General features: G+C 70.9%; 25 protein-coding genes. 16 read left to right on the top strand and 9 right to left on the bottom strand.

Annotation, left to right across the window (positions count from 1 at the left end; all coding sequences use genetic code 11):
• Positions 1 to 47: 47 nt before the first annotated feature.
• Both tsaE and F6X53_RS18365 read right to left on the bottom strand, forming a co-directional pair.
• Entirely contained in the window at positions 48 to 1,631 is a 1,584-nt protein-coding gene (tsaE, locus tag F6X53_RS18360; protein ID WP_151001712.1) for a tRNA (adenosine(37)-N6)-threonylcarbamoyltransferase complex ATPase subunit type 1 TsaE, read from the bottom strand.
• Positions 1,632 to 1,897: 266 nt separating this feature from the next.
• Positions 1,898 to 2,305 (bottom strand): DUF3307 domain-containing protein, encoded by a 408-nt coding sequence (locus F6X53_RS18365; RefSeq protein ID WP_238296785.1) that lies wholly within the window; start codon positions 2,303 to 2,305, stop codon positions 1,898 to 1,900.
• Between the two features lie 282 nt (positions 2,306 to 2,587).
• Here F6X53_RS18365 and F6X53_RS18370 point away from each other — a divergent pair, with 282 nt between their 5' ends.
• Positions 2,588 to 2,989, top strand: coding sequence for a DoxX family protein (locus F6X53_RS18370; protein ID WP_151001647.1), 402 nt, complete (start codon positions 2,588 to 2,590; stop codon positions 2,987 to 2,989).
• Here F6X53_RS18370 and F6X53_RS18375 read toward each other — a convergent pair.
• Genes F6X53_RS18375 through F6X53_RS18385 form a run of 3 tightly spaced genes read right to left on the bottom strand, consistent with a single transcriptional unit; the run spans position 2,986 to position 8,038 of the window.
• Positions 2,986 to 4,821 carry an HAD family hydrolase gene (locus tag F6X53_RS18375; protein WP_151001648.1) on the bottom strand — a complete coding sequence of 612 codons (1,836 nt, stop codon included), beginning with the start codon at positions 4,819 to 4,821 and terminating at the stop codon, positions 2,986 to 2,988. The two genes, F6X53_RS18370 and F6X53_RS18375, sit on opposite strands and share 4 nt — an antisense overlap.
• A gap of 2 nt (positions 4,822 to 4,823) precedes the next feature.
• A complete protein-coding gene (locus F6X53_RS18380; RefSeq protein ID WP_151001649.1) occupies positions 4,824 to 6,626 on the bottom strand; it encodes a glycosyltransferase family 2 protein in 1,803 nt (600 codons plus the stop codon).
• A 23-nt stretch (positions 6,627 to 6,649) separates the two neighbouring features.
• The gene (locus tag F6X53_RS18385; protein ID WP_151001650.1) at positions 6,650 to 8,038 is read right to left on the bottom strand and encodes a M20/M25/M40 family metallo-hydrolase; all 1,389 of its coding nucleotides are present in this window, start codon (positions 8,036 to 8,038) and stop codon (positions 6,650 to 6,652) included.
• A 381-nt stretch (positions 8,039 to 8,419) separates the two neighbouring features.
• On the opposite strand from F6X53_RS18385, the gene F6X53_RS18390 reads away from it, so the two are divergent.
• The 9 genes from F6X53_RS18390 (at position 8,420) to F6X53_RS18425 (ending at position 14,951) form a co-directional block, all read left to right on the top strand.
• The gene (locus F6X53_RS18390) at positions 8,420 to 8,977 is read left to right on the top strand and encodes a (2Fe-2S)-binding protein (RefSeq protein WP_151001651.1); all 558 of its coding nucleotides are present in this window, start codon (positions 8,420 to 8,422) and stop codon (positions 8,975 to 8,977) included.
• Entirely contained in the window at positions 8,974 to 9,987 is a 1,014-nt protein-coding gene (locus F6X53_RS18395) for an FAD binding domain-containing protein (RefSeq protein WP_151001652.1), read from the top strand. The genes F6X53_RS18390 and F6X53_RS18395 overlap by 4 nt, the downstream gene beginning before the upstream one ends.
• 9 nt (positions 9,988 to 9,996) lie before the next feature.
• Positions 9,997 to 12,252 carry a xanthine dehydrogenase family protein molybdopterin-binding subunit gene (locus tag F6X53_RS18400; protein WP_151001653.1) on the top strand — a complete coding sequence of 752 codons (2,256 nt, stop codon included), beginning with the start codon at positions 9,997 to 9,999 and terminating at the stop codon, positions 12,250 to 12,252.
• Between the two features lie 178 nt (positions 12,253 to 12,430).
• Positions 12,431 to 12,799: a fluoride efflux transporter CrcB gene (gene crcB, locus F6X53_RS18405; RefSeq protein WP_151001654.1), complete on the top strand. Its 369-nt coding sequence runs from the start codon at positions 12,431 to 12,433 to the stop codon at positions 12,797 to 12,799.
• Between the two features lie 13 nt (positions 12,800 to 12,812).
• Positions 12,813 to 13,250, top strand: coding sequence for an EamA family transporter (locus F6X53_RS18410; RefSeq protein ID WP_151001655.1), 438 nt, complete (start codon positions 12,813 to 12,815; stop codon positions 13,248 to 13,250).
• A gap of 2 nt (positions 13,251 to 13,252) precedes the next feature.
• Positions 13,253 to 13,915: a M15 family metallopeptidase gene (locus tag F6X53_RS18415; protein WP_151001656.1), complete on the top strand. Its 663-nt coding sequence runs from the start codon at positions 13,253 to 13,255 to the stop codon at positions 13,913 to 13,915.
• 253 nt (positions 13,916 to 14,168) lie between these two features.
• Positions 14,169 to 14,330 carry a hypothetical protein gene (locus F6X53_RS32485; RefSeq protein ID WP_191970891.1) on the top strand — a complete coding sequence of 54 codons (162 nt, stop codon included), beginning with the start codon at positions 14,169 to 14,171 and terminating at the stop codon, positions 14,328 to 14,330.
• Complete coding sequence (locus F6X53_RS18420) at positions 14,327 to 14,656, top strand: hypothetical protein (RefSeq protein ID WP_151001657.1); 330 nt, start codon at positions 14,327 to 14,329, stop codon at positions 14,654 to 14,656. The genes F6X53_RS32485 and F6X53_RS18420 overlap by 4 nt, the downstream gene beginning before the upstream one ends.
• Before the next feature lie 97 nt (positions 14,657 to 14,753).
• Positions 14,754 to 14,951 (top strand): hypothetical protein, encoded by a 198-nt coding sequence (locus F6X53_RS18425; protein WP_151001658.1) that lies wholly within the window; start codon positions 14,754 to 14,756, stop codon positions 14,949 to 14,951.
• A 44-nt stretch (positions 14,952 to 14,995) separates the two neighbouring features.
• Here F6X53_RS18425 and F6X53_RS18430 read toward each other — a convergent pair whose 3' ends face one another.
• Complete coding sequence (locus F6X53_RS18430; RefSeq protein WP_151001659.1) at positions 14,996 to 15,826, bottom strand: FTR1 family protein; 831 nt, start codon at positions 15,824 to 15,826, stop codon at positions 14,996 to 14,998.
• Between the two features lie 382 nt (positions 15,827 to 16,208).
• Between F6X53_RS18430 and F6X53_RS18435 the strand changes: the two genes are divergently transcribed.
• Entirely contained in the window at positions 16,209 to 16,487 is a 279-nt protein-coding gene (locus tag F6X53_RS18435; RefSeq protein WP_342353999.1) for a hypothetical protein, read from the top strand.
• A gap of 188 nt (positions 16,488 to 16,675) precedes the next feature.
• Positions 16,676 to 17,146 (top strand): hypothetical protein, encoded by a 471-nt coding sequence (locus F6X53_RS18440; RefSeq protein ID WP_151001660.1) that lies wholly within the window; start codon positions 16,676 to 16,678, stop codon positions 17,144 to 17,146.
• Here the strand turns inward: F6X53_RS18440 and F6X53_RS18445 are convergent.
• Positions 17,118 to 17,507 (bottom strand): hypothetical protein, encoded by a 390-nt coding sequence (locus F6X53_RS18445; protein ID WP_151001661.1) that lies wholly within the window; start codon positions 17,505 to 17,507, stop codon positions 17,118 to 17,120. The genes F6X53_RS18440 and F6X53_RS18445 overlap by 29 nt on opposite strands.
• 151 nt (positions 17,508 to 17,658) lie before the next feature.
• Between F6X53_RS18445 and F6X53_RS18450 the strand changes: the two genes are divergently transcribed.
• Complete coding sequence (locus F6X53_RS18450) at positions 17,659 to 18,555, top strand: GGDEF domain-containing response regulator (protein WP_151001662.1); 897 nt, start codon at positions 17,659 to 17,661, stop codon at positions 18,553 to 18,555.
• 232 nt (positions 18,556 to 18,787) lie between these two features.
• Positions 18,788 to 19,468, top strand: coding sequence for a response regulator transcription factor (locus tag F6X53_RS18455; protein ID WP_151001663.1), 681 nt, complete (start codon positions 18,788 to 18,790; stop codon positions 19,466 to 19,468).
• 18 nt (positions 19,469 to 19,486) lie between these two features.
• Here F6X53_RS18455 and F6X53_RS18460 read toward each other — a convergent pair whose 3' ends face one another.
• The gene (locus F6X53_RS18460; RefSeq protein ID WP_151001664.1) at positions 19,487 to 20,902 is read right to left on the bottom strand and encodes a cytochrome ubiquinol oxidase subunit I; all 1,416 of its coding nucleotides are present in this window, start codon (positions 20,900 to 20,902) and stop codon (positions 19,487 to 19,489) included.
• Positions 20,903 to 21,015: 113 nt separating this feature from the next.
• A complete protein-coding gene (locus tag F6X53_RS18465; RefSeq protein WP_151001665.1) occupies positions 21,016 to 22,290 on the bottom strand; it encodes a DNA topoisomerase IB in 1,275 nt (424 codons plus the stop codon).
• A 108-nt stretch (positions 22,291 to 22,398) separates the two neighbouring features.
• Here F6X53_RS18465 and F6X53_RS18470 point away from each other — a divergent pair, with 108 nt between their 5' ends.
• Together F6X53_RS18470 and F6X53_RS18475 are read left to right on the top strand one after the other, a co-directional pair.
• Positions 22,399 to 23,547 (top strand): glycosyltransferase family 4 protein, encoded by a 1,149-nt coding sequence (locus F6X53_RS18470; RefSeq protein ID WP_151001666.1) that lies wholly within the window; start codon positions 22,399 to 22,401, stop codon positions 23,545 to 23,547.
• The gene (locus F6X53_RS18475; RefSeq protein WP_151001667.1) at positions 23,544 to 24,263 is read left to right on the top strand and encodes a class I SAM-dependent methyltransferase; all 720 of its coding nucleotides are present in this window, start codon (positions 23,544 to 23,546) and stop codon (positions 24,261 to 24,263) included. The genes F6X53_RS18470 and F6X53_RS18475 overlap by 4 nt, the downstream gene beginning before the upstream one ends.
• Positions 24,264 to 24,381 lie beyond the last annotated feature (118 nt).

Consider the following 24,381-nt stretch of genomic DNA (forward strand, 5'->3'; position numbering starts at 1 on the left):
TCGGGGTGGCGGTGGGGCGGGCTTGCGGGAGGCTGGACCTGGGGCGCTCACGCCTCGGGATCAGCGCCGGGATCGGCCGCTGCCTGGGCGAGGCCCGGCAGGTGCGCCTCGTGCCACAGCCGCAGGCGCGTCAGGGCGGGGTGCGCCAGGTTGCGGGCGAGGTAGCCCTCGATCCGGGGCAGGTGGGCGAGGTAGCCGGGCTTGCCGTCGCGCTTGTCGAGGCGCGCGAAGATGCCCAGGATCTTGGTGGCGCGCTGGGCGGCGAGCAGCGCGTAGGCGCGGGCGAAGCCCTGGACGTCGAAATCCGGCTCGCGGGCGCGGCGCTCGCGTGCATAGAGGCCGAGCAGGCGCAGCTCGAACTCGGCGCTGGTATCGACCCGGGCATCCTGCAGCAGCGAGGCGACGTCGTAGGCCGGGTGGCCCATCACGGCGTCCTGGAAGTCGATCAGGCCGATGCGCTCCAGGCCCGCGCGCTCGGGTAGCCAGATCAGGTTCGGCGAATGGTAGTCGCGCAGGGTCCAGGTCGGGCGCTCGGGAATCGCGCCGCGCAGGGCCTCGGCCCAGAGCGCGAGGAACTCCGAGCGCGCCTCGGGGGCCAGCGCGACGCCGCGGATCGCGGGCGCGTACCATTCGGGCATCAGCTCGGCCTCGAACAGCAGCGCCTCCAGGTCATAGGGCGGCAGCACGTGGTCGATCCCCTCGGCCACCGGCAGCACGCCGGGCAGCTCCATGGCATGGAGCTTGGCGAGCAGCCGCGTCGCCTCGGCGTAGCGCTCGGAGCGGGCCCCGTTGCCGTCGACCACGGGCTCGGTGCCGAGATCCTCGAGGACGAGGAGACCGTGGGCCAGGTCCTCGCCGTAGATGCGCGGGGCCGAGAAGCCGAGGGCCCGCAGGCCCCGGTCGACCGCCACGAAGGCGTGGACGCTCTCGGCGAGCTTGACGATGGCGCTATAGGGCTTGCCGTCGCGAACCGGCGGGCCGTCGGCCCGGGGCGGCGAGATCGCCAGGATTGCGCTGGTGCCGTCGGGCTTGCGCAGGCGCTCGTAGGCGCGGGTCGAGGCGTCGCCCTGCATCGGGATGCGCTCGGCCTCGCCCCAGCCACTGCGCATCAGGAGCCGGTGGACCGCCCGCGCCCGGTCGAGGCGGGTGCGCATGCCGCCGCTGCCGTCGATGCGGGCGAAGCGCGAGCCCTCGCCGAATTCGGGCCGGAGCGCGAGGTCGACGGAGAGGGTCGGACCGTCCCGGGGCGGCAGCCGCTCGGGCCACTCGACCAGCGTGATGGCATTCTCGGTCATCTCGTCGAAGCCGAGCTCCACGAGCTCGTCCGCGCCGCGCAGGCGGTAGAGGTCGGCATGCACGATCGCGCGCCCGCCCCGCGCCTCGTAGGGCTGGACCAGGGTGAAGGTCGGGCTCGGCACGTCGAGGTCGGGCTCGCCCGTGAGGGCGCGGATCAGCGCGCGGGCCAGGGTGGTCTTGCCGCCGCCGAGCCCGCCCGAGAGGGCGACGAGATCGCCCGGCAGAAGGAGATCGGCCAGGAAATGGCCGAGATCCTCGGTGGCGCTCTCCTCGGGCAGAACGATCTCCCAGGCGGGGGGAGCCGCCGGCTGCGCGGGCGCGGCGGCCTCTTGCATGTTGGCCTCCTGCGTGTTGGCCTCCTGCTTGTCCTGCGGGGGGATCTCCGGGTCGTCCTCGCTCACCGCCATGACCTCCGAACCGGGACCTCCGAACCCTGCGCGCCGGGGCGTGCACAGGGAAAACGCGCTTGCGACCGTTCTTAGCGGAGGATCCTTAACCAAAATCGCGCCGGGCTTTAAGGGCACTGCGCGCCGTCGCGGCGATTCCCGCGCGGGACAGGCCCGGGCGCCGCTGGCCGAAGGGATCGGAGCGGCACCCCGCGCTACAGGCTCAGGAAGCCCGCCACGAGGCCGATATCGGTCAGGCCATGCAGCATCTGGTCGAAGCCGAGCAGCCACCAGAACTGAGCATCGGCCTGGGTCCAGCGCCCCTTGCGGGCGACCACGCTCTTGACGCGGTCGATGCTGAAATGGATGGCGAAATCGACGAGCGCCAGCCACCACAGGCGCGGGGCCACCACCAGGGCGACGCCGAGCGTCAGGGCCGCGTGGCAGGCCGCGTGCGCGATCAGAGGCACGAGCCAGCCCTGCGCCCGCTCCTTGCCGCGGGCCATCCAGTCGGTCTGCAGCACGAAATCCGCGAGGTAGTGCTTGACGATCATGGTGGCGGCGAGCGCCGCCATCGTGCCCACCGGAACCAGCGCCATGTCGTCCCCGATTCCGCCCCGCATCCCGGTTCGGGGCTTTGGGGCCAACGCGATGGTGATCCCGCGATCGGTCGCGCGCAACCGGACGGCGGCGAGGAGCCGGACTCGCGCCGCGCGGTCGGCGCATTCCGCCCGCGATCCTATCCCAAAACTCCTCCCGACCCACGGCCTCGCCATCCCGTGACGGCGCCGCGATCCGGCCGGCATCGCCGTGCCGTGGCGCACGCGCTCCTGCCAAGCTCGCTTGACATCGCGGAGCGTTCCGGGCCGGCATGATCACCGAACTTGCCCGGAGACACACGAGCGATGGCCGCGTTGACGAACCGCCTGACCGGATACAGCCCCTACGCCCTCACCCTGCTGCGGATCATGTCCGGGCTGCTGTTCCTGGCGCACGGCTCGCAGAAGCTGTTCGGGCTGCCGCCGCGGACCGGGCCGGCGCCGGACTTGGCATCGCTGTTCGGGTTGGGGGGCGTGATGGAGCTCGTCGGCGGCGCCCTGATCGTGCTCGGCCTGTTCACCCGCCCGGTGGCGTTCCTGCTCTGCGGCGAGATGGCCTTCGCGTATTTCCTGTTCCACGCCCCGAAGAACTTCTATCCGGCGTTGAACGGGGGCGATGCCGCGATCCTGTTCTGCTTCATCTTCCTGTACCTGACCTTCGCGGGACCCGGCCCCGTCAGCGTCGACGCGGCGCGCCGGCGCGCCTAGGGGCGGGGCGCCGTCAGCGCCCGCATCCCGGCCGGCCAGGAATCGCCCCGGGCGGCCTCGCGCGGATCGAGCCGCGCGGCGTAGCTGCGGAACAGGCGGCTGCTGCCCCAGCTGTCGAAATTGTAGATCGAGCCGATGATCTCGGCCTGATCCCGGCTCGGATCGCGCGCCAGGGCCAGCATCGGCGCCGTCAGGGCCGCCACCGGAAGCTCGATCCGGATCTCGGCGAGAAGGTCCCGCAGCAGCGCCACCCCGTCGCGGATGCCCGCATCGATCTCGGCGGCGATTGCGGGCAGGCGCGGATCGGCGCCCCGGCCCGGATCCTGCGTGAACGCGACCGATCCGTCAGGCTCCAGCCGCGCCCCCGTGATCGAGGCATGGGGGGCGGAGAACAGGAGCTCGGCCACCACCCGGTTGTCGTAGAGCGCGCGCCGGATCGCGCCCCGGTGGGTCGCGCCCGAGATCAGCGCCTCCATCTCCAGGCCCTTCCGAGCCTTGGCGTGCAGGCAGACATAGTAGCCCTTCACCCGCACGTCGAAGAAGTCTTGCACGAAGGCCAGGAAGGCGGCTTGCGTGCTGCCCTTCCAGCCGACATCGACGAGGCCCAGGCGCATCCCATCGCGAAAGCCCGCCTGCAGGCAGGCCGCGTGCAGGCCGCGGCGGGACGCGCGGCAGACCTGCAGGATGCGCCAGCGCATCGCCCGCATCAAAGCCGCGAAGGCCGCGTGACGCTTGCGGGTGTAGCGGGTCTCGGCCGTGAAGCCGAGGTCGCGCAGGACCGCCTCGTCGGGAAGCTCCACGCCGATCCGGGCGAAGATGTCGGCGACGCTCGCGGCCCCGGAGAGCAGGAACGGGATCTGCGCCTCGAAATTCCGCTCGGTGACCGCGGCGAGCCTCAGGAGCACGCGCGAGGCCTTGAAATAGAGGCTCGGGGTGGCCTCGCCGGGCCAGAGCCGATGCGCCGTGAAGCCGTCGCGCGCGAGGAACAGCAGGAGGTCGATCCGGTCCTCCTCGGCGCGCCCGCGCAGCCATTCCACCAGGGCGTGGGTGGCGGGGGCGCCCGCCGCGTAGCCGAGATGCCACCAGGGCGAGCGGTCCGGCTGGAAAGCCTGGAAGCGCGCGATTCCGGCCACGATCGCGTGGGCGAGATCGGGCGTGGGCCGCGCCGGGCCGAGATCGGGCGCGTAGTGGAAGGTGGCCAGGCCCTTCTCGGCTCCCCGGGCGATGTCGGAGGCGGGATTGTCGCCGATATGCAGGATGCGGCCGGGGCTCAGGCCGAGCGCCTCGGCCGCGCGGGTGAAGAGGGCGCCGTCGTCGCGCTTCGTCGCCTGCGCCTCCGAGGAGATGAACAGCCGGTCGACCGTGATGCCGGCCCGCTCGCAGAGAGCCGCGAAGAAGCCCGCCGGCAGGTACATGTCCGAGGTGAGGATGCAGGGCTTGCCCAGAGCCTGCGCCCGCACCAGCACGGCGTGGACCTCCGGGTTGAGGCGGAGCACCGCGAGCTCCGCCGCCCACTCGGCCCGCTTCAGCGCCTCGGCCGGCACCCCGAGATCGGGCAGGCAGGCATAGATCCCGTCGAGGTCGATCTCCCGGCGTCCCTCCGCGCGCATGACCCGGAAGGCCTGGGCCTGCGCGGCGATGCGGTGGCGGCGGAAATGCTTGAGGCCGAACCGGGCGCCGACGAGGTCGAACACGTCCTCGGGCGCCGCGATCAGGCGCACGAACAGGGTGTCGAACACGTCGAACGAGACGGCCTCGGCCGCTTCGAGGGGTTCGCGCAGGCGCACGAGCAGGCTCGGCCGGGCCGGTGCGGAGGGAGAGGTCGCGTCCATGCTCAGACCGTGAGCGCCTGGAACAGGCCGCTCTGGGGATGCAGGTTCCTGTTGTGAAACGGGTCGTGGGCCAAGTAGCGCGGATGAAGGGCGTAGAGCCGGCGCCGGTCGCGCTCCAGCCGCTCCTGCTTCTCGCGGCTCGCGCGGTCCTGCCCGCGGCTGACCGATTCGTGGTGGGTCAGGCAAACCGCCTGGCAGACCACGTTGAAGTAGCCGGCATCGACGAGGCGGAAGCACAGCTCGACGTCGTTATAGGCCACCGGCAGCGCCTCGTCGAAGCCGCCCATCGCCTCGAACTTGCGCCGCTCGATGGCGAGGCAGGCCCCCGTCACGGCGAGCCAGTCGTATTCCAGGAGGTTGCGGCCGAAATCGGCGGTCTTCTCCCCGCCGAGCCGATAAAAGGCGTGGCCGGGCCCGTCCAGGAGATTGACGACGCCGCAATGCTGGATGCTGCCGTCCGGGAACAGCAGCCTGGCGCCCACCGCCCCGACATGGTCGCGCTGGGCATAGCCGATCAGGCGCTCCAGCCAGTCCGGGGTGATCACCTCGGTATCGTCGTTGAGGAAGAGCAGGATCTCGCCCTCCGCGTGGCGGGCGCCGAGGTTATTCAGGGCCGAGTAGTTGAACGGCCGGGGATCCTGCAGGATGCGAACCCTGGGCTCGGCCGCGATCTCGTCGAGATAGGCCAGCGTCGGGCCGTCGCTGCTGCCGTTGTCGAGGATGATGATCGCGAGATTCGGGTAGGTGCTCCGGTCGAGGATCGAGCGGATGCAGGGGCGCAGCAGGGCGTGGTTGTTGCGCGACGGAATGATGATCGAGACCAGGGGCTCGCCCCTCGGGGCGTAGGCGACGCGGAACTGGCCCGGCATCGCCGGCACGGGCTCGACCGTTCCGGTCAGGCCCCGGCGCCGGAGCGCATCCTCCTTGAGGCGGCGCACCGAATCCTCCGCATAGGGCTTGGCCGCCATCGCGGAGGCGATCGAGGCCGGCAGGGTGCGCCAGTGGTAGAGCACCTTCGGCACGTGCACGATGGTCCGCGCCCGCTCGCTGGCCCGCAGCGCCAAGTCGTAATCCTGCGCGCCCTCGTAGCCGAGGCGAAGTCCGCCGCATGCGCTCACGAGATCGCGGCGCAGGCAGGTGACGTGGCAGGTATACATGATGCTCATCAGGGCATCGGGCGACCAGTCCGGCTTGAAGAACGGGCCCGAGAACAGCCCCTCCGGGTCGATCTTGTCCTCGTCGCTGTAGAGGAAATCGGCCCTGGTCCGGTCGATCGCCAGGGCGAGCTCGTAGAGGCAATCGGGCGTCAGTTCGTCGTCGTGGTCGAGGAAGACGACGTACTCCCCTTGGGCCCGCGCCAGCGCCGCGTTGGTGGTCGCCGCGATGCCCCGGTTCTCCGGGTTGCGGCCGACGATGATCCGCGGATCGGCGATCGCCGCGAGGGCCGCGCGGGTCTCCGGCTCCGTGCCGGCATCGTCGATGAGGATCAGCTCCCAGTCCGGGTACCATTGGGCCGTCACCGAGGCGACGGCCGCCTCGAGGTAGCGCCGCTCCACGTTGTAGACCGGCGTCAGGATCGAGAAGCGCGGCCGGCTCCGCAGGGCCGCGAGGCGCGCGTCGAGATCCTCCGGCCGGCGCGGGGGCAGGTAGCAATAGCCCCGCGCCCGGGTCTCGAAGCGGTAGCGCGCCGGCGCGCCGGCCTCGGCCCGGTAGGACAGGCCGGCGCCGGGCCGGCGCCGGCGCAGGAGGGCCGCCAGGAGGGAGCGCCAGAAGGGCGGAGGCCAGGAGGGCGGAGGCCAGGACAAGGGTGAACTCCCGCGGATCCGCCTCAGCCCTGCCCGCCCAGCGCCGCCAGGATGCGGGCCCAGGAGCGGGTGCCCTTGTGGAAGCTCGCGAGGTCGTACTTCTCGTTCGGCGAGTGGATGCGGTCGTCGTCGAGGCCGAAGCCGATCAGCAGGGTGTTGCGGTCGAGGATCCGCTTGAAGTCGCCGACGATCGGGATCGAGCCGCCGGCGCCCACCGTCACGGGGGGCACGCCCCACTCGGCCTCGAGCGCCGCCTTGGCGGTCTCGAGTTCGGGCATGTCGAAGGGCAGGCTGATCGCCCGCGAGCCCTTGTAGCAGATCACCTTGACGGAGCAGTCGGCGGGGATGCGCGCCCGCACGAAGGTCTCGAAGGTCCGGGCCAGCACCTCCGGGTCCTGGTCGTCGACGAGGCGGAAGGAGATCTTGGCGCTCGCTTGGCTCGCGATCACCGTCTTGGTGCCCTCCCCCGTATAGCCGCCGATGATGCCGTTGACGTCGCAGGCCGGGCGCGACTGGATCATCTCGATCAGCATGCGCCCGCGCTCGCCCGCCGGCTCCTGCAGGCCGATCGGCCCCAGGAACGTCTCGGGGCTGAGATCGAGGCCGCGCCACTGCTCCAGCACCTCGGCGGGCGTCTCGCGCACGCCCTCGTAGAAGCCCGGCAGCGTGACCCGGCCATCCGCGTCGTGCAGGTCCGCGATGATGCGCGACAGGACGTGGATCGGGTTGCGCGCGGCGCCCCCGAAGAAGCCCGAATGCAGGTCGCGGTCGGCGCAGGTCACCACCACCTCGAAATAGGCGAGACCGCGCAGCGACGTGGTGATGGCGGGCGTCGCCCGGTTCCACATCGAGGTGTCGCAGACGAGCACGATGTCAGCCCCGAGCTTGTCCCGGTTCTGGGCGACCCATTCGGGCAGGCCCTGCGAGCCGTTCTCCTCGGCCCCCTCGATCAGGATGGTGACGCCGCAGGGAAGCTCGCCCGCCATCGCCTTCCAGGCGCGGCAGGCCTCGATGAAGGTCATCACCTGGCCCTTGTCGTCGGAGGCGCCGCGCGCGACGATCCTCCGGGCGCCGTCCGCACCGGTGGCGAGGCGCGGCTCGAAGGGGGGCGTCTCCCACAGCTCCAGCGGATCCACCGGCTGCACGTCGTAATGGCCATAGAACAGCACGTGCGGGGCGTTCGACTTCGGGGCGTGGGCGAGCACGACGGGATGCAGCGAGGTCTCGCTGATCGTGGTCTCGAAGCCGAGCGCCGTGAGATTGCCCTCGAGCCAGCGCGCCGCATTCCGGCATTCGCCCGCATAGGCCGGGTCCGTCGAGATCGAGGGGATGCGCAGGAATTCGAACAGGCGCTCGAGCGCGTTGTCGAGATCGCGGTCGATGTCGTTGAGGATCGGGTCGAGCGCAGCCATCGCACAGAATCCTTGAACCGGTCGCCTGGGGACATGCGCGCCTGCGATGTCCCGCTCCGAGGCGCAGGGTTAGCCGAGAGCGCGCCGAAACGGAAACCGCCCGGCGCAAATCCCCGCTCTCCGCACGCACCACCACGAAAGGCTCGGTGGCGCTGCGCTGCGGCGTACGCTCAGGATGCGGCGGGAACAGCCACAGGTTGGAATGGTTATCGAGTGGGTTCGCCAGGACCGCGCGCCCGCAAGCGCGTTCACCCCGGACCCGCCCCGTCCTGCCCGCGATGCCCCTGCCGGATGACCCGGCGCGATCAGGATGATCCCAGTCTCGTCAGGCCCTGCCGCGCAAGCCCCGTGCGGATCGGCCCCAAGCCTCGTGGAACGCCCATGCTCATCGAAAGCGGTTCGCCCGTTCCGGCGGATACCAGGGTCGGCATCAGCCTGACCATCAACGGGGAGACCCGCGCGCTCCAGGTCGCCCCCTGGACCAGCCTCCTCGACCTGCTGCGCGAGCAGCTCGATCTCACGGGCACCAAGAAGGGCTGCGATCACGGCCAGTGCGGCGCCTGCACGGTGCTGATCAACGGCATCCGGGTGAATTCCTGCCTCACCCTCGCGGTGATGAAGGACGGGGCCGAGATCACCACCGTGGAAGGCCTGTCGGCCCTCGCCGCGGGAGGGGCCGGCGCGAACGGGCTGCACCCGATCCAGGACGCCTTCATCGCGCATGACGCCTTCCAGTGCGGCTACTGCACCTCGGGCCAGCTCTGCTCGTCGGTGGGCCTGATGAACGAGGGTCACGCCCATTCCCGCGACGAGATCCGCGAGGCGATGAGCGGCAATCTCTGTCGCTGCGGCGCCTACACCAACATCGTGGACGCCATCGAGGACGTGATGCAGGCGGGCACCACGCCGGCCGGCGCCCCGCAGGGAGCCGCGCGATGAACCGCTTCGAGTATGTCCGCGCCGGCACCGTCGCGGAGGCGGTGCAGGCCTACGCCGCCGAGCCGAACGCGCGGTTCATCGCCGGAGGCACCAACCTCCTCGACCTGATGAAGTACAATGTCGAGCGGCCCGGCCGGCTCATCGACATCACCCGCCTGCCGCTCGCCTCGATCGAGGAGCGGGAGGGCGGCCTGCGCATCGGCGCGCTCGTGACGAATGCCGATGTGGCCTACGACGCGCGGGTGCGGGCCAAGGCGCCCCTCCTCGCCGACGCGATCCTGGCCGGCGCCTCGGCGCAGCTGCGCAACGCCGCCTCGACAGGGGGAAACCTGCTTCAGCGCACCCGCTGCTACTATTTCTACGACGAGGGCACGCCCTGCAACAAACGGCTGCCCGGCTCCGGCTGCCCGGCGATCGGGGGCGTCAACCGCATCCACGCGATCTTCGGCACCAGCGAGCATTGCATCGCCACGCACCCCTCCGACATGTGCGTGGCGCTCGCCGCCCTGGAGGCCAACGTGCAGGTGAGCGGGCCGGAGGGCGACCGCAGCATCGCGTTCGCGGATTTTCACCGCCTGCCCGGCGACGCGCCGGAGATCGACACCAATCTCAAGCCCGGCGAGATCGTGATCAGCGTCGATGTGCCGGCGCGCGAGGACAGCCAGCACTACACCTACCTGAAGCTGCGCGACCGGCTCTCCTACGCCTTCGCGCTGGTCTCGGTGGCGGCGGCCCTCGAACTCGACGGGGAGATGATCAGATCCGCCCGCCTCGCCCTCGGAGGCGTCGCCCACAAGCCGTGGCGCAACCAGGAGGCGGAGGCTCTGCTCCAGGGCAAGCCCGCCACGCGCGCGTCCTTCCAGGCCGCCGCCGACCTGATCATGCGCGAGGCAAAGCCCCAATCCGCGAACGGCTTCAAGGTCGAGCTTGCCCGGCGCGCCATCGTGCGCGGCCTCGAACAGGCCGCCGCCGGCACGCCCCAGTCGCTCACCGACAAGCGCATCCGTTAAGAGGCCCCCATGGTCGCCACCTTCAGCTCCACCGGCAAGGACACCTTCGTCGGCTCGCCGCGCAGCCGCGTCGACGGGCCCGCCAAGGTCACGGGCCTTGCCAAATATGCCGGCGAGTTCGCCGCCCCCGACCTCGCCCACGGCTACGTGGTCTCGAGCGCCATCGCCAAAGGCCGCATCAAGGCGATCGACACCGCGGCAGCGGAGGCGGTGCCCGGCGTCGTCAAGGTGTTCACGCACGAGAACCGGCCGCGCACGGCCTGGCTCAACTACAATTACCAGGACGCGGTGGCGCCCCCCGGCGCGCCGTTCCGGGCCCTCTACGACGACAAGATCCACTATAGCGGCCAGCCCGTCGCCCTGGTGGTGGCGGAGGATTTCGAGACCGCCCGCCACGCCGCGAGCCTGGTGAGCCTCGATTACGAGGCCGAGGAGCCCCTGACCGACACGGAGGCGGCGCGGGACCTCGCCTACCGGCCGTCGATGAACCGCAACGGCATCAAGCCGCCGCCGAAGCCCTGGGGCGACCCCGACCAGGCCTATGATCAGGCCCCCGTGAAGATCCGCGAGGATTACCGGCTGGCGATCGAGCATCACAACCCGATGGAGCCGCATGCCTCGACGGTGGTCTACGAGGGCGACGGCCGCTACACGGTCTACGACAAGATCCAGGGTGTCTCGAACAGCCAGGGCTACCTCGCCAGCGTGTTCGGCCTCAACAAGGACGACCTGCGGGTGATGAACCCGTATCTCGGCGGCGGCTTCGGCTCGGGCCTGCGCCCGCAATACCAGCTCTTCCTGGCGATGCTCGCCGCCCGCGAACTGGAGCGCTCGGTGCGCGTGGTCCTGACCCGCGACCAGATGTGGAGCTTCACCTACCGGCCGGACGCGCTCCAGACGATCACCCTCGGGGCCGCGCAGGACGGCACCCTGCAGGCGCTGCGCCACGACGCCATCGAGGGCACCTCGCATTTCGAGGATTACCAGGAGGTCGTCGTCAATTGGGCGGCGATCCTCTACAAGTGCGACAATGTCGAGCTGACCTACCGGCTTGCCAAGCTCGACACCTTCACGCCCGGCGACATGCGGGCGCCCGGCGCCGTCACGGGCGTCTTCGCCATCGAGACCGCGATGGACGAGCTGGCCTACGCCACCGGCCAGGATCCGATCCGGCTGCGCCTGAAGAACTACACCGAGCACGACCAGACGATGCAGGACAAGCCCTTCGGCTCGAAGGCCCTGAAGAGCTGCTTCGCGCAAGGCGCGGAGCGCTTCGGCTGGGACAAGCGCGACCCGGAGCCCCGCGCCATGCGCGACGGCCGGGAGCTCGTCGGCTGGGGCATGGCCACGGGCGTCTGGGAATCGATGATGATGCAGACCAGCGCCCACGCGATCCTGACCGCGGACGGCAAGCTCGAAGTCGGCAACTCGACGGGCGACCTCGGCACCGGCACCTACACGATCCTGACCCAGATCGCGGCCGACACCCTCGGCCTCACCATGGAGGACGTGACGACGAAGCTCGGCGACACCCGGCTGCCCGAGGCCCCCGTGGCGGGCGGCTCCTGGACCGCGGCCTCCTCCGGCACCGCCGTGATGAAGGCCTGCCGCGACGTCGGCGAGCAGGTCTTCAGGCTCGCCCGCCAGATGGAGAACTCGCCGCTCGCCAATGTCGATTTCGACCGCGTCGCCTTCACGGACGGCCGCATCGAGGTCGCGGGGGATCCGGGCCGCAGCGTCACCCTGGTGGAGGCGATGCGGGCCGGCGGCGTCGACAGGCTGGAGGCGACCGCCCAGGCCGCGCCGGACAAGGACTTCAACGACGCCTACGAGGCCTACACCCACTCGGCCATCTTCGCGGAGGTGAAGGTCGACGAGGAACTCGGCCAGGTTCGGCTCACCCGGATCGTCTCGGCCGTCGCGGCCGGCAAGATCCTCAACCCGAAGACCGCCCGCAGCCAGATCCTCGGCGGCGTCGTGATGGGCATCGGCTCGGCCCTGGAGGAGGAGTCGATGCTCGACCACCGCCTCGGGCGCTTCATGAACCACAATCTCGGCGAGTACCACGTGCCGGTGAACGCCGACATCTACGACATCGACGTGATCTTCGTGGAGGAGGAGGACAAGGCCAACCCCCTCGGGGTGAAGGGCTTGGGCGAGATCGGCATCGTCGGCACCGCCGGCGCCATCGCCAACGCGGTCTTCCACGCCACCGGCAAGCGCATTCGCCACCTGCCGATCACGGTCGACAAGATCATCGGGTAGTCGGGCCGGCGCGCCGACCCCGTTTCGAAGCCGCCGCGACTCTCGTCGCGGCGGCCTTCTCATGTCGTGAACCAACAACGGAATGTGACGACCCCGCACTTGATCGCTCGCGCCCGGCGCGGGAGATGCAGCCCATCGGGGCGGAGCGGCGGGATGCGCCGCGGGGATTTTCGGATCGATGGGCTTTCTACTGGTCTTCGTCGGGGCGGGGCTCGGCGGCATGGCGCGCCACGGGGTCGGGATCGCCGCCTTGCGGCTCAGCTCCGGCTTTCCCTACGGCACCATGAGCATCAACATCGTGGGGTCGATCCTGATGGGGCTGTTCACGGGCTGGTTCGCGATGCGGGGCGGGCCGCAGGCCCTGCGCCTGTTCATCGCCACCGGGATTCTCGGGGGGTTCACCACCTTCTCGTCCTACTCGCTCGAGGCGGTGCTGCTGCTGGAGCGGGGCGAGACCGGCGCGGCACTGGCCTATATCCTCGGCTCGGTGGTGCTCGGCCTTGCCGGGCTGTTCCTCGGCCTCCTCCTGATGCGGGCCGTGCTCTGACCGGAGGCCCGCAATGGGGGATGCGCTGCAATCCTGGGTGTTCTGGGCCCTGCTCTCGGCAGGGTTCGCGGCGCTGACCGCGATCCTCGCCAAGGTCGGGATCGCGGGCGTGCCCTCGGACGTCGCGACCTTCGTGCGCACGCTGGTGATCCTGGCGCTGACGGGGGCGATCCTGGTCGCCTCGGGCCAGGCGGCGGGGCTTGCCGATCTGCCCGGGCGCAGCACCGTCTTCCTCATCCTCTCGGGCCTCGCCACCGGAGCCTCGTGGCTCTGCTACTTCCGGGCGCTCGGCCTCGGCGACGCCGCCCGGGTGGCGCCCCTCGACAAGCTCAGCGTCGTGCTGGTGGCGGTGTTCGGCGTGGTGTTTCTCGGAGAGCGCCTGTCCGGCCCGAACTGGGTCGGCGTCGGGCTGATCGCGGCCGGCGCGGTGCTGGTGGCCTACAGGGGGTGAGCATGCGCACCGTCGTCATCGCCCTCCTGCTCGCGGGGACGGGCGCCCGGGCGGAGCCCGCCCCCGCCCTCGTCGATGCGGCGGGCCGCGTCCCGGGCCTCGCGGTCGAGATGCGCTATGCCGGCGCGAACAACTTCGTCGGGCGTCCCATCGCCGGCTACGAGGCGCCGCGCTGCCTGCTCACCGCCCAGGCTGCCGAGGCGCTGGCCCGCGTGCAGGCGGCGCTCGCCCCCGCGGGGCTCGGCCTCAAGGTATTCGATTGCTACCGCCCGACCCGGGCGGTGGCGGATTTCGCCGCCTGGGCCCGGGACCCCGCCGACACGCGGATGCGCGAGGCCTATTACCCGGACATCGACAAGCGCGACCTGTTCCGGCTCGGCTACATCGCCGAGCGCTCGAGCCATTCCCGCGGCTCGACCGCCGACCTCACTCTGGTGCGCCGCGCCGACGGGGCGGAGCTCGACATGGGCACGCCCTTCGATCATTTCGGCCCCCGCTCCGCCCCCGCCTCGCCCGAGATCGGCCCGGAGCCGCGCGCGAATCGCGACCGGCTGCGGGACGCGATGCGGGCCGCGGGCTTCGCGCCCTATGCCGAGGAATGGTGGCATTTCACCCTCGCGGCCGAACCGTATCCGAGCACGGCCTTCGACGTGCCGGTGCGCTGACGCCAGGGCCAAGTCCGGGCCAAGCCCCAGCCAAGCCGGCAGGAAGACAACGAGTTTTGGCCGAATGTGGAATCAATCCAAATAAAAACTCGACGATATTGCCTGCAGATGCGCTTTGTATTACTTCCAATATTTACTTGCGCTCTTGATTACATGCCGAGTTCTCGTCATCTCTGGCCGCAAGGCGAGATCGCGCGGGCCTGACGGCGGCCGCAGCCCAGTCCCTCGCCGATCCGGAACGATGGAGATCGACATGGCAGGGGCACTCGACCTGATCCGCGGATGGAGGCGGCTCGCGTGGTGGGACGGGTCCTGCCTCGACCTGCGCTGGCACCGTCTCGGCGATTTCATCGACTTCGTCGCGGCCGCCCCCGCGCCCGAGCCCGCGCGCATCCGCCGGGGAGACCGGGCATGAGCGCCGGGCTCGAGCGGGCCCCGGCCTGGCCCCACGAGGACGAGCGGCATCAGGCGGCCTTGGAGCAGGCCCTGATCCGGGCCTTCTGGCAGAGCATCGGGCGGCACCCCCTGCCGGTGATGACGGCGCTGGAGACGGCCGCGCGGGTCGTCGGGACGCTCTACGGGCAGGTGGCGCAGGCGCATGAGGGACCGGGCGGCTGCCGCTGCGGCTGGGTCCCGGACCCGGATTGCGACCTGATCGTCCTCGAGGCGAACCTCGCGGCGGCCCTGCTGCAGCCGGCCCCCCCGAGCCTCGCCCGGATGCAGGTGGCCGGCCAGGCCTGAACCCGCCCGCGCGGCGGTTACGCTTCCCTCATCTCTCCGGCCGATCATGGCGCCGCGGCTCGTGAAGCCGCGGCGCTCTTCGCGCGGGAGATCTCGGATGGACGGATTCTATCGCGGCATCGAGACGTCGCTGCTCGCCCTCAGCCTCGCCCTCGGCATCGGGGCCTTCGCGGCCTCGGCGCTGCCGCGGGAACGGCCGGCCCTGGGCCAGACCCTGCCGGCGGCCCATCCGGGCGGCGAGATCGCCGTGACCCTGCCGATGCTCTCCGTCACGGCGGATGCCCCCGTGCACTGACGGGGGCCCGAGCGGATCCCGAAGACCCGCCCGGATCCGGAGCCTCAGGACAGGGCCTGGGCGGCCTTCGGGTTCGACGCGCCCGCAGCCTTGCGGTCGCCCCGGCGGAACCAGAACAGCGCGAGGCAAGCCACCGCGCCGAGCACCAGCACGCCCTGCGCGCCGAGCGCCTCCCAGCTGCCGTTGAAGCCGAGATCGGTCACGAAGCCGGGCACGCCGTCATTGTGCACGGGCACGATCGTCTGCTCCTGGAACTCCTGCAGGGCCTGTCCGACGAGGCGCAGGCCCATCACGAACAGGAACGCGGAGGTGATCAGGAACATCGGCCGGAGCGGCAAGCGCAGCGCCAGCCACTGCATCGCCACGAACACCGCCGCCAGCGCGATGACGGCCACGCCGAGGCCGCCCAGGAGCGAGCTGTCGAAGCCGTTGGCGGTCTTGGCGAGCGCGTGCAGGAACAGCACCGTCTCGGCGCCCTCGCGGAACACGGCCAGGAAGGCGATGCCGGCGAGCGACAGCACCGTGCCGGCCCCGAGCGCCCGCTCCGCCATCCGGTTCAGGTCCGCCTGCCAGGCCCTGGGGTCCTGCCGCAGGAACAGCCAGCCGCTCATGTAGAACATCAGCGCGGCGGCCAGCAGCATGACGGCGGCCTCCATCAGGTCGTTGTGGTTGCCGTCGAAATAGGTCTCGAACACCCACGCCATGCCGAGGCTCGCGAGGGCCGCCGCAGCCGCGCCAGCGTAGAGCGGCGTGATCCGCTCCGGTGCGCCGGCGCGGCGCAGGAAGGCAGCGAGCGCCGCGATGACCAGAAGCGCCTCCAGGCCCTCACGAAACAGAATCGTGAATGCCTGAACGAACGTGGATCCGTCCGTCATGATCGATCTCCAGTTTGGAAGTGTTCAAATCAGGCGCAAGCATGGTCAGCGCCTGCTCCTGAAAGCTTAGAAGTGTTCTTAAGAAGGATGTTCCCGGAGCAAGATCTGAGGCAATCGCCGGATCTGCTGTTGCGCGTCCTGCCTATTCTCACGCGAAGCCGCCGGCAAGTCCCGCCCGTGCGGCGCGACGCGGCGCCGCGACGCCGGCGCGCCGGGGCGGCCCGGCTGATGCGCCGAATCACGCGGGCGTGAACAAAGCCCAACCCATTCTGCAACCGGATGGGCCGGTCGTGGATTACCGCTCCAGAGTTGCTGCCGTACGCGGCGCTACAATCCACGCATCAACATATGACGCGCCCCCAAGGGGCGTGCGGGCAGGATCATGATGACGACGAAGCTTGCGGCAATGGGCAGGAACGGGGCGATCGGGCTCGCGGTCGCGACGCTTCTGGCGTTCGGCGCCACCCGAGAGGCGTCGGCTGCGCCCGCGGCCGACCGGATCTCCACGAAGGTCGCGGATGCGGGCCAGGCCCTGCGCCCGGTCGCGGCCGTTGCGGAAGCGGAGGACGAGGGCGATACCGCCAATTGCAGCCGCTCCCGCCGCCGGCTCTGGGTCGAGGGCGAGGGCTGGATCGTGCGCCGGATCACGACCTGCCGCTGAGCCGGCGCCTCGGCGCGCCCCCGAAGCCCCGCGGATTCCGCGGGGTTTTTCACAGGGTTCTCCGGACCGGGACCCATCGATCGGGGCCCCTTACGCAGTCTGCGCGGCTGGCCCGGGGCCTTGCGCGGAACGAACCTGAGGTGTTCGGGTTTCACACCGGACGCCGCACCGCGCCGGAGCATCGCCGCATGTCACGAAGCCTCAGCCGCCCTCTCCGAGGCTCCCTGCTGGCCCTCGCGCTCGGCGCCGGCCTCGTCGGCCCGGCCGCCGCGCAGGACCTGACCTATGTGGGCGGTCCGGCGCCCGGTTACGGATCCGCCTACGGTTACGGCGACAACCTCGTGGGGGGGGCCTATGTGGGCGCCCCGCTCACCCGCTTCCCGATCCCGCGCGAATTGGTGCCGCCCGCCTGGGGCTACGGCACCTACGGGGTGCCCACGGTCTCCGGCATCCGTCGCGCGCCCGTCGGCGAGCCGACCGTCTACGTCATCGACAGCCCGGCCCCGCGCCGGCGAGACCCGGCCCGCGCCCGCATCCTGTCGCGGGAGCGCGACGGCCATTGGTCGCAGTTCCGCTCCGGAGAGGCGGCCGAGGGCATGCGTCCGGCGGCCTATTCTGGCGGCGCCCGCATCATCCCCGTGACGGTGCCGCGCCGCTGACCGCACCGGGGCCGTCGGCCTCGCGCGCCGCGAACCATTCCGCGTAGCCCGTGTTGCGCGCCAGGCGCCGGTTCTCGTCCGGCGCCCCGTCCGTCCACCAGACCGGCCCGCGCTCGCCGAGCGCCACCTTCGCGGCCTGGACCGCGGCCCGCGCCGCCGCGAGCGCGTCGAGGGCCTCCGGCGCGCCCGCGCGCTCGGCCTTCTTGGCGGAGCGCACCGCCCGTCGTGCCGTCATCAGGTCCTGCACCAGGGCCTTGCGCCGCGCCGGCGACAGGGCGGGGTCCGCGCAACGCCACAACCGGCCGCGCACCACGAAATAACGGCCATCCGGCGTGACCGGATGGGCCTCACGTTGCTGCAAACCATTTTCTGCAGCCTGAGTCTGTTCAGCATTGGGCAAGATTATACCGTCCGATCATGGCGTGCGCCCCGGGTACGCTGCCTTGGCGACTAATTAAGGTTTGCTCGCGCAGGATGCGCCAATACGCTCCGACCGCGCGAAAGCCTGCCCCATGCATATCATGATCGTCGATTCGAGCCGGGTGGTCCTCAAGATCATCACCGCTCTGCTCGAACCGCGCGGACACGCCGTCAACGCCTTCACGGATTCGGAGGAAGCGCTCGCCTTCCTCAACAACACGCCCTCCGTGCGGGTGCTGATCACGAGCCTGGAGGTCCGGCCGATCAGCGGGCTGGAACTGTGCTGGTCCGCGCGCCTGCTCGCGGAGGCGCGCCGGCCCCTCTACGTCATCACCATGTCCTCGGCCCGGAACGCCCGCAACCTCGCGGAGGCCCTCGACAGCGGCGCCGACGACTTCATCGAGAAGCCCCCGGGCGCCGAGGAGCTGCATGCGCGCCTGCGCGCGGCCGAGCGCCTGACCACCATGCAGGAAGAGCTGATCCGCCTCGCCGAGACGGACCCGCTGACCGGCCTTCTCAACCGCCGCGCCTTCTTCGGGCGGGCGCGGGACGCCGCCGACCGCACCGGCAATCACGGCCAGATGACGGCGATCCTCGCCGATATCGACCATTTCAAGCGCATCAACGACGAGCACGGCCACGATGTCGGCGACGCGGCGATCCAGGCCGTCGCCAAGCTGTTCGGCGCGGAGGGCATCGTCGGTCGCCTCGGCGGCGAGGAATTCGCGATCGTGCTGCCGGGCCGCTCGCTGGAAGAGGGCGAGGCCTTTGCCGGGCGCCTGCGCCTCCTCGTGCGCGACCTCCGGGTGCGCGGCGCGCGCGGGCCGGTGCGGCTCGCCTGCAGCTTCGGGGTCAGCGCGTGGTCGGAGAGCGAGACCGTCGAGGGCCTGCTCAAGCGGGCCGACATCGCCCTCTACGAGGCCAAGACGACGGGGCGCGACCGGGTGGTCTCGGCCGCCACCGACCTGATCCTCGCGCGCACCGCCTGATCGCGGGCGCCCCGGACCCCGCCTGAGGCCGGGACTGATACGAATCGGTACACGGATCGTTAACGCGACTGTTCCGCCCCGGTACAGATTCCGGGACGGGGCGGGTCCGAATCCGGGATTTGGCGGCGCCGGCCCGGGAAAAGCCCGTCTAAGCCTCTGGAACGACTCTTGAAACCTCTCCGACAAGCCCGGCCGAGCTGTTTCGCGGCGGGAACCAGAGGGGTAAGGCGGCATGAGTCGAGCCGTGGAAGTTCTGATCCTGGATGAGTTGCGGGCGGCCAGCCCGACATTCCGCGCGACGCTGGAGCACATGCCGGCCCTGCAGACGATCGGCGAGGCCGATCTGAGGCAGGACGGGGCCGGCACGATCGCCCTGCTCTTCGTCGATGAGGCACGCCCCGCCGATAGCGGCGCGCGCCTCGCCGGCCTCAAGGAGACCTGGCCGGCCCTGCGCACCCTGGTGGCCTTCCAGGCGCTCACGCGCGACGACCTCCTGGGACTGCTCGCGGCCGGCGCGGATGCCTTCATCGCCCGCAACGCCTCTGCCCCCGACGTCTGCACGGCCCTCCTGGCCCTGGCGGACGGGCAGAGCTGCCTCACCGGCGCGCCGGTGCCGGAGACGCCCGAGGCGGGCGACACCCTCGGCCTGACGCCACGGGAGGCGGAGGTGCTGCGCTTCCTCAGCGCGGGCTTCAGCAACAAGGAGGTGGCGCGACGCCTCTCGCTCAGCGTTCGCACGGTGGAGACCCACCGGCTCAACCTGCGCCGCAAGACCCAGACCGGCCGGCTGAAGGACCTCGTCTCCCTCGCGCGTCAGCTCGGCCTCGCTCCGGTGGTCGAAGCCGAATCCGGGCGCCGCTCGGCCGAAGGGAGTGCGCGCCGCCCGGAACGGGACGGGGCGGTGCACCATTGAGGCGCCGCCGCCCCCGTCTCAAGCCGGGTTCGGCTTGAGATCCTCGTTGACCGCCGAGAGGGGACGCTTGGGCTTGCGACCGATATCGTCGCCGCGCACGGCCTCCTCCAGCGGCTCGGGCCCCTTCCGCAGGAGCTTGGCGAGGTAGTAGCTGCCGAACCCGAAGATGATCGCGTAGGCGATCAGGAACGCGATCAGCGAGGTCGTCACGGCCTGGGTGGTCAGCGGGGAATGGGCATCCGCCGTGCGCAATTGCCCGTAGACGATGTAGGGCTGGCGCCCGATCTCGGCCGTGAACCAGCCGAACAGCACGGCCCCGAAACCCGAGGGCGTCATCAGCATGGCACAGGTGAGGAACAGGCGGTTGCTGAAGAGCGTGCCGCGCCAGCGCAGATACAGGCTCCACAGGCTCAAGGTCAGCATGGCCATGCCGATCGCCACCATGATGCGGAACGAGTAGAAGACCGGCCAGACCGGGGGCCGCTGGTCCGGGGGCACGTCCTTCAGGCCCGGCACCACGCCCGAGAAATCGTGGGTGAGGATGAAGCTGCCGAGCCTCGGGATACCGATCTCGAAGTCGTTCTTCTCCTCCTTCATGTTCGGGATCGCGAAGAGCAGCAGGGGCATGTCGGCCTGCCGCTCCCAGTTCGCCTCGATCGCCGCGAGCTTCGTCGGCTGCAGCTTCAGCACCGCGAGGCCATGCGCGTCGCCGATGAAGATCTGGAGCGGGGTGCAGATCACCGCGAACCAGAGCGCCATGGAGAGGGAGAGCCGGGCGCCCGCCACCTTGGCGGGCGGCTCCTTGCGGGCGCGCAGGATCATCCAGGCCGACATCCCCGCCACCGCGAAGGCGGTGGTGAGGAAGCAGCCGAGCACCATGTGGGCGTAGCGGATCGGGAAGGAGGGGTTGAAGATCACCTTCAGCCAATCGGTGGCCACGGCCCGGCCATTCTCGACCACGAAGCCCGCGGGCGTCTGCATCCAGGAATTGGCCGACAGGATCCAGAAGGCCGAGACCAGCGTGCCGAAGGCGACCATGCAGGTCGAGACGAAGTGCAGCCGGTCACCGACCCGCTCCCAGCCGAACAGCATGATCCCGAGGAAGCCCGCCTCCAGGAAGAAGGCCGTGATGACCTCGTACTGGATCAGCGGTCCCAGTACGTTTCCGGTGAAGTCGGAGTAGCGCGACCAGTTCGTGCCGAGCTGGTAGCTCATCACGATGCCCGACACGACGCCGAGACCGAAGGAGACCGCGAAGATCTTCACCCAGAACCGGTACAGGTTCCGGTACATCGGGTCGCCGGTCCAGAGCCATTGCGCCTCGAGGCGCGCCAGGAAGCTCGCCAGCCCGATGGTGAAGGATGGGAAGATGATGTGGAACGCCATGGTGAAGCCGAACTGGATGCGCGAGAGCAGCAGCGCGTCGACTTCCATGGTTGTCCCCTCTCATGCGGCGCCGGTGCCCGGCATCGCGGTCGAATAAACCCTTATATCGATCTCGACTTCAAGGCCGCGCTGGCGCGTCGAAGCCGCACGCGCGGCGAGCCTCAGGCCGCGGCCGCCGGCGCCCCCGCCCGGACCGGCCTGCGTCGCGCGGCCGATTTCGCGCGCTTGCCGGCCCCAGCCTCGCCCTCCGAAGCGTTGCCCTCCGAAGCCGCGGCCTTGGCGGGCTTGCCCTTCGCGGCCTTGAGCACCTTGCGCGTCGTCTTCGCGGCGCCCGCCTGTCCGGGCCGCGCGACCTCAGCGCTCGCCAGCCGCTTCTGCAGCAGGCTCAGCACGGCAGCCTCCTCCGGCCGCAGCCGGTCCAGGTCCTCGCAGAGCTCGGTCTCGACCGCGTCCCGCACCTGCAGGATCAGGTCGCCCTCCAGGTAGCCATCGAGGATCTGGGGGTGGATGTAGCACTTGCGGCAGATGGTGGGCGTGTTGCCGAGCCGGCTCGCCACCCCCTCGATCGCCGCCCGGACGTTCTTCTTGGCCTTGGCCTCGCTGTCGAAGGCCTCGAATTCCTGCAGCGCCAGCGCGGCCAGCACGGTCCCGGCCCAGGTCCGGAAATCCTTGGCGGTGATGTCCTGGCCGGTGATCTCGCGCAGATACGCGTTCACGTCCGCCGAGGTGACGTCGCGCTGTTCGCCGTCCGCGTCGATGTACTGGAACAGCTCCTGGCCCGGCAGGTCCTGGCAGGCCTTGACGATGCGAGAGACGCGCCGGTCCTTGACCGAGAGATCCCAGGTCTTGCCGCTCTTGCCCTTGAAGCGGAAGCGGAGCTCCGCGCCCGCGACCGTCACGTGTGGGTCGCGCAGGGTGGTCAGCCCGTAGCTCTTGTTGGCGCGGGCATAATCGTCGTTGCCGACGCGGATGAGCGTGGTCTCGAGGAGGTGCACCACCGTCGCCAGCACCTTCTCGCGGGGCAGGCCGGAGCGCCTCATATCCGTGTCGATGCGGGCGCGGATGCCCGGCAGCGTGTCCGCGAAGGCCATGATGTGGGTGAACTTGCTCGATTCCCGCGCCTCGCGGAAATCTGGATGGTAGCGGTACTGCTTGCGCCCCTTGGCGTCGCGGCCGGTGGCCTGGATGTGGCCGTTCCGGCGCGGGCAGATCCAGACGTCGGTATAGGCCGGCGGGATCGCCAGGGAGCGGATGCGCGCGAGGGTCGCCTCGTCGCGCAAGGCGGCGCCCTTCGCGTCGAAATAGCGGAAGCCCTTGCCGCTGCGCTTGCGCGTGATGCCGGGCTTGCCGTCATCCACGTAGGCGAGGCCCGCCTCGATGGCGGCCTCGCGCGGATCTCCGGCCTTGTCCGCGCACGCTCCCGGCTCCGAACCCATGAAACGACTCCTCCCGCCTCGTCGAGCATCAACCGGAGAGGCGGGAGCGCTGTTCCGGTCCGGCAAATCCGCCGCACGGCCGGAGCGCGGCCGTGCTAAAGCGGGCCCATGGACACGCCTTCGCCCGCGCCGATGAAAAGCCTGGTCTTCGTGGTGACCGAGGATTGGTTCTTCGCCTCGCACTTCCTGCCGATGGCCCGCGTGGCGGTCGCCATGGGCCTGTCGGTCGCGGTGGTGACGCGGGTGCGCGCGCACCGGGCCGCCATCGAGGCGACCGGCGCCCGCGTGGTGGCGCTGGAGAGCGAGCGCTCGAGCCTGAACCCAATGGCGGCGGGCTACGCGGCGGGCCAGCTTGCCGCGATCCTCAAGGCCCTGAAGGCCGACATCGTCCACTGCATCGCCCTCAAGGGCATCCTGGTCGGCGGCACCGCCGCCGCGATGGCGGGGGTCCAGGCCCGGGTCTACGCCCTGACCGGCCTCGGCCTGATCGGTGCCCGGAGCGACCGGGCCGGCAAGCTTGCCCGGACGGGGCTGCGCCACCTGATCCGGGGGCCGCTCGCCTCGCGTCGCACCCGCTTCCTGTTCGAGAATCCCGATGATGCGCGCGCGCTCGGCCTCGATCCGGCCGATACCGGCGTGACGATCGTGGGCGGGGCGGGCGTCGATCCAGACGTTTTCGCGCCGGAGCCGCCGCCGCTTGCGCCGCCGCTGCGGGTCGCGCTCGTTGCCCGCATGCTCTGGTCGAAGGGGGTCGACACCGCCGTCGAGGCGGTCCGGCGGGCGCGGGCCGAGGGGCTGCCGGTGGAGCTCTCCCTCTACGGCGCCCCCGATCCCCAGAACCGGCGCGCGATTCCCGAGGCGACCCTGCGGGACTGGAGCCGCGACGGGGTCACCTGGCATGGGGCGACCCGCGACGTCGGGGGCGTCTGGGCGAGCCACCACGCGGCCTGCCTGCCCTCGCGCGGCGGCGAGGGCCTGCCGCGCACGCTCCTCGAGGCGGCGGCCTGCGGGCGCGCCATCCTGACCACCGACGTGCCGGGCTGCCGCGCTCTCGTGCGCGACGGCGTCGAGGGTTTCGTCGTGCCCCCCGACGATGCCGGGGCGCTGGCCGCCGCCCTGCGGCGCCTCGCGGCCGATCCCGACCGCGTCGCCCGGATGGGCCTGGCGGCCCGCGCCCGGGTCCTGGAGGGCGGCTACACGGAGGCCGCTGTGACGGAGGCGGTCCGCGCCCTCTATCGCGAGCTTCTCGCCGCATGACCGGGCCGCGCCAGGACAGCCAGGGCGGGAATGGCCCGACCGCGCGCACGACCCCGCACCGGATCACGCCCGCCGAGGCCCTCGCCTTCATCCGGGCCGAGACCCGGCTGCGGCCGGTGCCGCACGCGCCCGAGATCGTCCTCCACCTCGCCGACGAGGCCACGGCCCTGTGGCAGCGCACGGAGGAGGAGTTGCAGGAGATCGGCCTGCCGCCGCCCTTCTGGGCCTTCGCCTGGGCCGGCGGGCAGGCGCTGGCCCGTTATCTCCTCGACAATCCCGGCCTCGTGGCCGGGCGCAGGGTGCTCGATTTCGCCTCGGGCTCGGGCCTCGTGGCGATCGCGGCGGCGCGGGTGGGCGCGACCCACGTCCTGGCGAGCGACCTCGATCCCTTCGCGATCGCGTCGATCGGCCTGAACGCCGCGGCCAACGGCGTCGCCGACCGGATCGAGGCCGCGGAAGCCGACCTGATCGGCTCCGCGCCCGAGGCGGATCTCGTGCTCGCCGCCGACATCTTCTACGAGCAGGATCTCGCGGGCCGGGTCAGCGACTGGCTCGGGGACCTCCACGCGGGCGGCGCCACGGTGCTGCTGGGCGATCCCGGCCGCGCCTACCTGCCGAAGGATCGGCTCGACAGCCTCGCCACCTACGCGGTGCCGGTGACCCGCGCGCTCGAGGATGCGGAGATCAAGCGCACCAGCGTCTGGCGCTTCCGCTGAGAGCGGCATCGCAACCGGAACTTCGCGGCCGGTGAGACATTCCGCCTCGGCCTGCCCCTTGCGGCCCCTTGCATTCGGGGCGTTAGGTAACCGTATCAGTGTTGTCCGTTGGGCGGCC

The organism is Methylobacterium soli (genome assembly GCF_008806385.1).
In the GTDB taxonomy this organism is placed as follows: domain Bacteria; phylum Pseudomonadota; class Alphaproteobacteria; order Rhizobiales; family Beijerinckiaceae; genus Methylobacterium; species Methylobacterium soli.